The sequence below is a fragment of the Thiolapillus sp. genome (assembly GCF_048562965.1).
Classification (GTDB): domain Bacteria; phylum Pseudomonadota; class Gammaproteobacteria; order Chromatiales; family Chromatiaceae; genus Thiolapillus; species Thiolapillus brandeum_A.
Map to the genome: position 1 here is coordinate 1 of NZ_JBHNMF010000153.1, position 6,933 is coordinate 6,933.

Below are 6,933 nucleotides of genomic sequence, written 5' to 3' on the forward strand. Positions count from 1 at the left end.
GCTTTTTGCTTTTTGCAGGAATCATGACTTGCCAAGTGCAAACTGATAAAGCCGGTTCTTTTTCTCCCCGGTAATTTTCGCCGTCAGGGCCGCAGCCTGCTTGACGGGCAATTCTTCCAGCAACAGCCCAAGGATACGTTGCGCTTCGGGCGTCAATACTTCCGTTGTAGCGGTACTGGCGGGAGCCACCACGATCACGAACTCCCCGCGCTGATGCCGGGGATCTCCTGCCACTGTCGCCAGCACTTCACCCAGCTTCCCCTGAAGCACCTCTTCATACTGCTTGGTCAGTTCCCGGGCGACGCATACCTCCCTTTCGCTTCCCAGCACCTCCTGCATGTCCTGCAGCGCATACAGTATGCGGTGCGAGGATTCAAAAAAAACCTGCGTGATCCCGGCTGGCTTCAGCGCGGCAAGCCGGGTCTTGCGGGCTCCAGAGGTGCGTGGCAGGAAGCCATGAAAATAGAAGGCATCCACGGGCAGCCCTGAGACACTCAATGCAGCAATCAGAGCACTGGGGCCGGGAACAGGAGAAACAGCAATGCCCTGCTCACGGCAGGCGCGCACCAGGGGAAAGCCGGGATCGCTGATCAGTGGCGTGCCGGCATCCGAAATCAGCGCCACCGAACGACCTTCTGTGAGCATGGCCAGTATCCCGGCCAGTGCCTGTCGCTCATTGTGCTCGTGCAGCGCGAGCATCGGGGTATGGATTCCATGATGCTGCAACAGACGGCGGCTGTGGCGCGTATCCTCAGCAGCGATATGGTCCACACGCTTGAGCACATCGATCGCCCGCAGGCTGATATCTTCCAGATTGCCGATGGGTGTGGAAACGACGAATAAAGTTCCGTCGGCATTTGACACTTCAGGCTTGCTCATACGATACTCTTTTGCTTCCTCGAATTTGGGCAAATGGACGATGCGCAACAGATACTGCACACAGTTTTTCCTTTCTCTCCTGCTCGTGCTGCTGCTGGCAGGCTGCGAAACCACACCGGTCGAACCGTCTGCACCTGCCGATCCGCAGGCCGCCCATGCGGCAAACATGTTCGAGCAACAACGCTATGGAGCGGCAGCAGACCTGTATGTCGACCTGGCGGGGCGCACCCCAGGCACCTCACACGATCTGTATCTTCTGCTGGCAGCCGACAGTCTGATCCATGACGGCCAGCTTGACAAGGCTGACAGCCTTCTGCAGCAAATCGATACTGGCACCCTGCCCCAGGAATACCGCTTCCGTCAAACCCTGATCCAGGCAGACCTGGCACTCAAACGCTTCCAGCCGGAAGAAGCATTGCGCCTGCTGGCTGTACTGCCCCAGCACAGCCGCAGGGATGAAAAGGAGCGCTTCCATTCCATTCGCGCAGCCGCCTACAAGGAAATGCAGGACAGCATCGCCTATGCCCGGGAACTCATCGCCCTGGACAGGCTGCTTTCGTCCGACGACGCGCAGTTGCCGGTTCAGACCGAAATTCTTTCAATACTGACACGCACACCACCCCAGATATTGCAGGAAAAGTTTCCATCACCTGACAGTGTTACCCGCGGCTGGCTGGAACTGGCCCGCCTGCTGAGGGACTTTCCCAACGCACCTGAAGAAATCATTGCCCCTTACCGGGAATGGCGTGATCTCTACCCGGATCATCCGGCAGTACCCGGCCTGCTCACCAGCTACTACAGCCATCAGCAGCAACTCGCGCCCGTCGAAATCCACCAGGTTGCCGTACTCCTGCCCGTGTCCGGCCCCTACGCCATTCCGGCAAAGGCCATCCGGGACGGGCTGATGAGCGCCTGGTACAACGACACCAGCGAAAACCGGCCCAGGGTGAAGTTCTACGATTCGAGTAACGCCGATCAGATCTGGCCACTGCTGAACCGGGTAGCGGATGAAGGCGCCGACATGGTCATCGGGCCGCTCTCCAAGCAGGCGGTACTGCAACTGGCCCGCGCCGGCAGCCTGCCCCTGCCGGTACTGGCCCTGAACCAGGTGAACACCGACAGCGTACCCCCGCAAAACCTGTATCAGTATTCCCTTTCTCCCGAGGACGAAGCCCGCCAGGTAGCCGTCTGGGCTGCTTACCAGGGTTATCGTGAACCGGCCATGCTGTACCCTTCCGCCAGGCTGGGCGAAAGGATGGCAACCACGTTCATGGAAACCTGGCGCAAGCTTGGTGGCGGCAGCCTGCGCTCCCAGTCCTATGACCCAGGTACGCGGGACTTCTCCACACCCGTGGCCCAGCTCGTTCGTTCCAAGCAGCGCAAGGCCCAGCTGGAGGAACTGAAAAAGGCCAGGGAGGAAAACCTACCCTATACCCTGCCGCCGCGGGGCATGGACTTCATCTTCGCCATCGGCAACAAACAGCAGATGAAACAGATACGTCCCATGCTGCAGTTTCACTACGCTGAAGACCTGCCCGTGCTGAGCACATCACGGGCCTGGGATGGCCAGCTGAAGAACGATGAACGTTTCGACATGGCAGGCATCATGCTGCCGGAAATGCCCTGGATGCTGAACCTGGAGCCGGAAAACCCGTTGTCTCGCAGCAGTCTGCAGGACTACCTGGCCAGGGGAGAAAGGAAATACCTGCGCCTGCTGCCCATGGGTATCGATGCCTACCAGGTGCTGCCGCAACTGAGAAAACTGGCCATGTCGGACCTGACGCTGTTCGAGGGCAAGACCGGCCTGCTGTACCTGGATGACAAACACCAGCTGCGACGGCGCATGACCTGGATCATCCTCCAGGCGGAGCCCCGCATACTGGGCACCACGCCACCGGAAAATACCGTGTCTGTACTTCCCCTGGATTTGCCTGATGAGCCCGAAAGCCTCCCACCTGCGCAAAGGTGAGGCTGCTGAAGCGCTCGCAGGACGCTGGCTGAAGGATCAGGGGCTGACCCTGGTCGAAAAGAACTATCGCTGCAGATCCGGCGAGATCGACCTGATCATGCGCGACGGCGAAACGCTGGTGTTCGTGGAGGTACGCTACCGCAGCCACAAGGGTTTCGGTTCCGCCGTGGACTCGGTCACACCCGCCAAACAACAGAAGCTCCTGCACACCGCCCAGCGCTACCTGCAGCAGCTCGGGCATACGCCGGCCTGCAGATTCGATATAATCGGCATCGACCGCGAAAACCGGATTCAATGGATCAGGAACGCCTTTCAGTAACTCCCTGAGAAAGCTCGGCAGAAGGCATGAGCTTCCCCCAGGCACCACACCCCGGAAGTCACAGTGGATCTCAACGAACGCATCAACCGCCTGTTCAACGAAAGCATCGAAACCAAGCAGCGCTGCCTGCCTGACCTTGCGCCACCCATTGCTGCTGCAGCCGAAATGATCGTCGCCAGTCTGCTCGAAGGCGGCAAGGTGCTCAGCTGTGGCAACGGCGGTTCTGCCGGCGACGCCCAGCATTTTTCCTCAGAGATGCTGAACCGCTTCGAACGCGAACGTCCGGGCCTGCCGGCCATCGCCCTCACCACGGACAGTTCGACTCTGACATCCATCGCCAATGACTACGCCTACCAGGAAGTGTTCACCAAGCAGATCGGTGCTTTGGGACATCCCGGGGATGTATTGCTAGCAATCAGCACCAGCGGCAACTCAGCCAGCATCACACGTGCCGTGGAAGCAGCAGAGCAGCAGCAGATGAAAGTCGTGGCGCTGACCGGTCGGGATGGCGGAAAAACCGCCACCATATTACGGGATGGCGACATCGAGATCCGCGTGGACAGTCCGTCGACCGCACGCATACAGGAAGTGCACCTGCTGATCATCCATTGCCTCTGTGATCTGATCGACACCCAGCTTCTCGGCGAGGAAAGCTGAGCCACTGCCCTCAGTGGCTGGCAGACCAGATCGCCGTGACCCCGGAACAGCTCAAAGCACTGGAAAACATCTTCCCGGCAGAGGATCTGCTCACCCACCCCGCAGACACCCTTGCCTACAGCTATGACAACAGCCAGCGCCAGTCCATCCCCGCCGCAGTAGTCTTTCCAAGGAAAGAACAGCAGATCGTGGCGTTACTGCAGCACTGCAATGAATGGCAGCTGCCGGTCACCTGCCGCGGCCGTGGCACGGGCACCACGGGAGCATCGATACCTGCAGCCAACGGCATCGCCCTGTCCCTGGAGCGCATGGACAGGATACTGGAAATCGATCCTGACAACCGCCTGGCCCGCGTACAGCCTGGCGTAACCAATCAGCAGTTGCAGCAGGCCGCCGGTGAACACGGCTTCTTCTGGCCCCCCGATCCCACCAGCGCAGCCGTTTGCACGGTGGGTGGCAACCTGGCCTGCAATGCTGCCGGCCCGCGGGCAGTCAAGTACGGCACCTGCCGCGAAAACACTCTTGGGCTGACGGCCATAACCGGGGGCGGCTCCCTCGTCCACACCGGCGTGCGCACCACCAAGGGCGTCGTGGGCTATGACCTGACGCGGCTGTTCATCGGCTCCGAAGGCACACTGGCCATCATCACCGAAGCCACACTCAAGCTCACTCCCCTGCCCGAAGCAAGGCGCACGCTGCAGGCTGTTTACCGGGACGTGGCGAGCGCCGCCGCAGCAGTATCCGCCATCATGGCGCAACCCATTACACCCTCCGCACTGGAATTCATGGACGGTCCGGCCCTGCAGATGGTCAGGAACTATTCCGATCCCGGCATCGCCGCAGATGCCGGCGCACTGCTGATGATCGAACTCGAGGAAAGCACCAGCGCCATCGACACCGCGGCAGCACAGATCGCCAGCACCGCGAAGATACCCGGTTGTCTGTCGGTGGAGGTGGCGGACAGCCAGGAGCAGGTCCGGAAGCTGTGGCGCACCCGCAAGGCCCTGTCACCCGCCCTGCGCAACGTCGCACCGAAAAAGATCAATGAAGACGTGGTGGTTCCCGTATCCCGCATTCCCGACCTCATACAGGGCCTGACCGCACTGGCGGACAGGTACGCCATCAGCATCGTGAATTTCGGCCATGCCGGCAATGGCAACATCCATGTCAACCTGCTCATAGATCCGGACGATCCCCGTCAGCTCAAAGCTGCCGAAGCCTGCCTGGACGAAGTATTCACTCTGGTGCTGGGACTGAAAGGCACTCTGTCGGGAGAACACGGCATCGGACTGGTGAAACGGGAGTTCGTCGGCCGGGAAATCGACGATCCCACCCTGGCGCTCATGTATCAGCTCAAAGCCCTGCTGGACCCGCGTAACATCCTCAACCCGGGCAAGACCCTGCCCTGATTTCCATCAGTCATTGCTGATTTTGCATCGGTCTGACCGGCTGTTAAGATCGGGGGACCCACCGCCACTTTCTGCAGGTTAGTCTCATGATTTCATTGCGCCCGATCATTCCTTTTCTTCTGGCCTGTGCCTCTGCATCCGCCGCCAGCACAGAGCTGGTATCGGAACTCCAGGGTCAGACGGGGCTCGCCGTCACCATCTACAACAGCGATCTGGCGCTGATCAAGGACAGGCGCAGGATCAGCCTGCCGTCAGGCATCACGGATCTGGCAATTCGCGGAGTCAGCGCGCAGATGCGCCCGGAAACAGCCCTGCTGCGCAACATCAGCCATCCCGGCAAGCTGCAGGTCAGAGAGCAGAACTTCAATTTTGACCTGCTGACACCGGCGAAAATGCTGGAAAAATATGTCGGCCAGACCGTCGAGATCATTCGCATGAACCCTGCCACGGGGCAGGAAACCCGGGAAGCTGCCAAGATCCTCAGCACCAACAGCGGCGTGGTGGCCGAAATCGGCGGACGTATCGAAACCAACCCTGAGGGACGCTATATATTCCCTGCCATCCCTGCCAATCTGCGGGACAAACCCACACTGGTCACCCAGGTCATCAGCAAAACCAGCGGCTCCCAGGAACTGGAACTGTCTTATCTCTCCAGAGGGCTGGGCTGGAAAGCCGACTACGTAGTGGAGCTGAACAGCAGCGACAACGCACTGGATCTCGCCGGGTGGGTGACCCTTACCAACGAAAGCGGCACCAGCTATCCCCAGGCCAGGCTGCAGCTTGTCGCCGGAGATGTCAATCAGGTACGGGAAAACATGAGTTACAGAAAGCGCACCCCGAGAATGGAGATGGCCATGGATGCCGTCCCCGCACCCATGGCCGAGGAAGCACTGTTCGAACGAATACCATCTGTATACCCTGGCTCACCCGACAACCATTGCCAACAGGCAGACCAAGCAGGTTTCCCTGCTCAACGCCAGCAAGGTGCCTGTTACCAAGGAACTGGTTTTCCGGGGCCAGGACTACTATTACCGCAGCGCATTCACCTCTCTCGGAGAATCCCTCAAAGCAGCCGTCTATATCCTGTTCCAGAACAAGGAAGACAGCGGCATGGGCATGCCACTGCCAAAAGGTATTGTGCGGGTGTACAAACGGGACAGCAAGGGCAACGCACAATTCGTGGGAGAAGACCGCATCGGACATACACCCAGGAACGAACAGATACGGCTCAAGCTGGGAGAAGCTTTCGATGTCACCGCAACGAAGAAACAGATCAATTACAAAAAGGTCAATTACGGACACCCATACAACTACGCGGCGGAAAGCACCTATCGCATCAAGTTAAAGAATGCCAAGGACCAGCCGACAACTGTCAAGGTACAGGAACCCATCCCCGGTGACTGGGAAATGATCCGTGAATCCTTTCCCCACACAAAAATCGCCTCCGGACTGGCCGAATGGGAAATGAAGATACCGGCCGACGGAAAAACGACACTGGAGTACAAAGTTCTGGTACGTTATTGACCATGCGGGACAGCCAGCACCGTCCTGTTTCAAGGGAACATTGAAGAGGTACTAGAGTTGTAACTACTCACCCCTATCAGCATAGAGCTGTCCCGAAAAGGCCATTTGAATGGCGACCAGCGGATTGTATCCCTGATTTGCCATGGTCTGCAGGTAACTGGAGATGCGGCAATAGG

Annotated in this window: 7 protein-coding genes; 5 read left to right on the forward strand and 2 right to left on the reverse strand. The window is 59.1% G+C overall.

The annotated features are described in order from the left end of the window. Positions 1 to 21 precede the first annotated feature (21 nt). Entirely contained in the window at positions 22 to 879 is an 858-nt protein-coding gene (gene rsmI, locus ACOCD2_RS09660; protein ID WP_293647525.1) for a 16S rRNA (cytidine(1402)-2'-O)-methyltransferase, read from the reverse strand. 40 nt (positions 880 to 919) lie between these two features. Here rsmI and ACOCD2_RS09665 point away from each other — a divergent pair, with 40 nt between their 5' ends. The 4 genes from ACOCD2_RS09665 (at position 920) to ACOCD2_RS09680 (ending at position 5,233) form a co-directional block, all read left to right on the forward strand. Then, positions 920 to 2,848 carry a penicillin-binding protein activator gene (locus ACOCD2_RS09665; RefSeq protein ID WP_293647521.1) on the forward strand — a complete coding sequence of 643 codons (1,929 nt, stop codon included), beginning with the start codon at positions 920 to 922 and terminating at the stop codon, positions 2,846 to 2,848. After that, positions 2,814 to 3,167, forward strand: a complete 354-nt coding sequence (locus ACOCD2_RS09670) for a YraN family protein (RefSeq protein ID WP_293647519.1) — start codon at positions 2,814 to 2,816, stop codon at positions 3,165 to 3,167. Before ACOCD2_RS09665 ends, ACOCD2_RS09670 begins: the two co-directional genes overlap by 35 nt. 63 nt (positions 3,168 to 3,230) lie before the next feature. After that, positions 3,231 to 3,824 (forward strand): phosphoheptose isomerase, encoded by a 594-nt coding sequence (locus ACOCD2_RS09675; protein WP_293647517.1) that lies wholly within the window; start codon positions 3,231 to 3,233, stop codon positions 3,822 to 3,824. Positions 3,825 to 3,853: 29 nt separating this feature from the next. Next, positions 3,854 to 5,233, forward strand: coding sequence for an FAD-binding oxidoreductase (locus ACOCD2_RS09680; protein ID WP_293647523.1), 1,380 nt, complete (start codon positions 3,854 to 3,856; stop codon positions 5,231 to 5,233). A gap of 199 nt (positions 5,234 to 5,432) precedes the next feature. Here ACOCD2_RS09680 and ACOCD2_RS09685 read toward each other — a convergent pair whose 3' ends face one another. Next, complete coding sequence (locus ACOCD2_RS09685; RefSeq protein WP_293652543.1) at positions 5,433 to 5,663, reverse strand: hypothetical protein; 231 nt, start codon at positions 5,661 to 5,663, stop codon at positions 5,433 to 5,435. Positions 5,664 to 6,091: 428 nt separating this feature from the next. Here ACOCD2_RS09685 and ACOCD2_RS09690 point away from each other — a divergent pair, with 428 nt between their 5' ends. Further along, positions 6,092 to 6,757: a DUF4139 domain-containing protein gene (locus ACOCD2_RS09690; RefSeq protein ID WP_293650396.1), complete on the forward strand. Its 666-nt coding sequence runs from the start codon at positions 6,092 to 6,094 to the stop codon at positions 6,755 to 6,757. Positions 6,758 to 6,933: the final 176 nt, after the last annotated feature.